Raw genomic sequence first — 2,176 nt, 5'->3', positions numbered from 1 at the left:
TGACGGCGGCGCTCCAATACTGGACCAGTGTCGACGCTCGAAAACGGACCCATCTACCGGCCTCATGGGCCTAGATCGGGAAGGTGCTGAGCGTGGAGGACTGGGCGGAGATACGCCGGCTGCACCGGGCCGAGCAGATGCCGATCCGGGCGATCGCCCGCAAGCTGGGTGTGGGTCGCAATACGGTGCGGCGGGCGCTGGAGTCGCAAGGACCACCCAAATACGTGCGCGAGCCGTCCGGATCGATCGTGGACGCGGTGGAACCGGAGATCCGGCAGCTGCTGCAGGCATGGCCAAACATGCCCGCGACGGTGATCGCCGAGCGGATCGGCTGGCAGCGCGGGCTGACCGTGCTGAAGAAACGCATCCGGGAACTGCGGCCGCTGTATGCGCCGCCGGACCCGGCGTCGCGGACCAGCTATCTTCCCGGTGAGCTGGCCCAATGCGATCTGTGGTTCCCGCCGGTGGATGTGCCGCTGGGATGCGGGCAACACGGGCGGCGGCCGGTGCTGGTCATGGTCAGCGGATACTCGCGCTGGATCAGCGCGCGGATGCTGCCCTCGCGGCAGTCGGCGGACCTGATCGGGGGCCATTGGGTGCTGCTGCGGCAGCTCGGCCGCGTCCCCAAGGCGCTGGTGTGGGACAACGAGGCGGCGATCGGCCAGTGGCGGGGCGGGCGCCCGCAGCTGACCGAGGCGATGAACGCCTTCCGCGGCTGCCTGGGCGTCAAGGTCATCCAGTGCCGACCGGGTGACCCGGAGGCCAAAGGGCTGGTTGAGCGCGCCAACGGCTATCTGGAGACCTCGTTCTTGCCGGGCAGGTCCTTCACCGGCCCGGCCGACTTCAACGCTCAGATGGCCGCCTGGCTGGAGCGGGCCAATCAGCGTCATCACCGCCGCATCGAGTGCCGGCCCGCCGACCGGCTGGCCGCCGACCTCGCCGCGATGCTGGAGCTTCCGCCGCTGCCGCCGGTCACCGGCTGGCACCTGACCACCCGTTCGGGGCGGGACTACTACGTGCGCCTGGACTCCAACGACTACTCGGTGCATCCCTCGGTCATCGGCCGCCGCGTCGAAGTCACCGCCGATCTGGACCAGGTGCGGGCCACCTGTGACGGACGGCTGGTTGCCTCCCATCAGCGGTGCTGGGCGGCTCATCAGACCATCACCGCACCCGAACACGACCAGGCCGCCCGCGCATTGCGCGCACTCGCCCGGCGGCCGTCGCCGCCCCCGGCGGTGGACGCCGAGGTCGAGCAGCGCAAACTCACCGACTACGACCGGCTGTTCGGCCTGGGTGAGCATCAGGTGGTGACGCGATGACCGCCAAGAACGCCACCGGCAGCCGTGACGCCGCCGCCGAGATCGCCTACCTGACCCGCGTGCTGAAGGCGCCCTCGTTGGCCGCATCTGTTGAGCGGCTGGCCGAACGCGCCCGCGCCGAAGACTGGAGCCATGAGGAGTTCCTGGCCGCCTGTCTGCAACGGGAAGTCGCCGCCCGCGAGGCCCACGGCGGGGAAGGCCGCATCCGGCTGGCCCGCTTCCCCGCCCGCAAGTCACTGGAGGAATTCGACTACGACCACCAGCGCTCCCTCAAACGCGAGGTCATCACTCACCTGGGCACCCTGGACTTCGTGGCCGCCCGGGAGAACGTGGTCTTCCTCGGCCCGCCCGGCACCGGCAAGACCCACCTGTCCATCGGGCTGGGCATCCGCGCCTGCCAAGCCGGTCACCGCGTGCTGTTCGCCACCGCGGCCCAATGGGTCGGCCGTCTGGCCGAGGCGCACCACGCCGGGCGCCTGCAAGACGAGCTCGTCAAGCTCGGCCGGATCCCGCTGCTGATCGTGGACGAGGTCGGTTACATCCCGTTCGAAGCCGAAGCCGCCAACCTATTCTTCCAGCTCGTCTCCTCCCGCTACGAACGAGCGAGCCTGATCGTGACCAGCAACAAGCCCTTCGGCCGCTGGGGCGAGGTATTCGGCGACGACGTGGTCGCCGCCGCCATGATCGACCGTCTCGTCCACCACGCCGAGGTGGTCTCGCTGAAAGGAGACAGCTACCGGCTCAAAGACCGTGACCTGGGCCGCGTGCCCGCGGCCAAGACCAACGACTGAAGATCGACAAACGGGTCCAGATTCGAGCGTCGCCACTGGTCCCACATTCGAGCGACGTTGACA

Annotated in this window: 2 protein-coding genes; both read left to right on the top strand. The window is 69.2% G+C overall.

The annotated features are described in order from the left end of the window. The first annotated feature begins 83 nt into the window (after window positions 1-83). Window positions 84-1,322 carry an IS21 family transposase gene (istA, locus tag IL992_RS45435; RefSeq protein ID WP_193209487.1) on the top strand — a complete coding sequence of 413 codons (1,239 nt, stop codon included), beginning with the start codon at window positions 84-86 and terminating at the stop codon, window positions 1,320-1,322. Next, window positions 1,319-2,113, top strand: a complete 795-nt coding sequence (gene istB / locus IL992_RS45430) for an IS21-like element helper ATPase IstB (protein WP_193209486.1) — start codon at window positions 1,319-1,321, stop codon at window positions 2,111-2,113. The genes istA and istB overlap by 4 nt, the downstream gene beginning before the upstream one ends. Window positions 2,114-2,176: the final 63 nt, after the last annotated feature.

Source organism: Microbispora sitophila (assembly GCF_014892245.1).
Classification (GTDB): Bacteria; Actinomycetota; Actinomycetes; order Streptosporangiales; family Streptosporangiaceae; genus Microbispora; species Microbispora siamensis.
This window is presented reverse-complemented; position numbering and strand designations above follow the sequence as displayed.